Here is a 550-nt window from a genome sequence, read left to right on the forward strand (position 1 = left end):
GAAACGGCGGATAACGACGTTCCACGTTTTTTCAGCGCCGCGATAATGTCGGCGGGATGCCAGTCCAGTTGCATCATGCCGCTACCCCGTCAATAAATTTTACGCCATCAGGAGTGCGCAGCCAGCGCGGGGCTTTCATTTCTGCCGCGAAGTAGTTGATCAGGTCATACAGCAACCAGCTAAGGTGTTTCTCTGTTTCAGAGGAAAACCCCTGCCCCGCCAGCGTCTGCGTCAGGGCAATGCAGTAGTTGCAAAGCTCTGTGCATTCAGGCCCAAACTGAGGGGCGTTTGCGGGGAGAGTATCAACGGTCAGGCTTTCAATAAGATGCGGCGGAACAGGTTCTAACAGCGTGGGCTGGAGCAGCGTCAGAGCGGTGTTAAGTCTGCCGCAGAGCGCCATTTTTAACGCGATATCTTTACTTTCAATCAGGGTTTCGGCGAAGTTTTCGCAGTGGCTGGCAAGGACGGTGAAGTCCGTGGCGGCATTGAAGGGAACAGTAAGTAACGGGTGTGTCTGGTTGGGGATCGTAGCCATAGTGGCAGCCTCCAA

1 protein-coding gene and 1 pseudogene are annotated in these 550 nt (G+C 54.5%); both read right to left on the reverse strand.

Going from position 1 to position 550, the window contains the following annotated elements:
- Positions 1-77, reverse strand: a pseudogene (gene xreR2, locus JTI85_RS18530) (cell morphology transcriptional regulator XreR2); the annotation flags it as partial.
- A complete protein-coding gene (locus tag JTI85_RS18535) occupies positions 74-535 on the reverse strand; it encodes a hypothetical protein (protein WP_219352598.1) in 462 nt (153 codons plus the stop codon). The gene JTI85_RS18535 and the pseudogene xreR2, both read right to left, overlap by 4 nt.
- Positions 536-550: the final 15 nt, after the last annotated feature.

Origin of the sequence: Citrobacter sp. Colony219 (assembly GCF_019382635.1) — a bacterium.
GTDB classification, from domain to species: Bacteria; Pseudomonadota; Gammaproteobacteria; order Enterobacterales; family Enterobacteriaceae; genus Citrobacter; species Citrobacter youngae.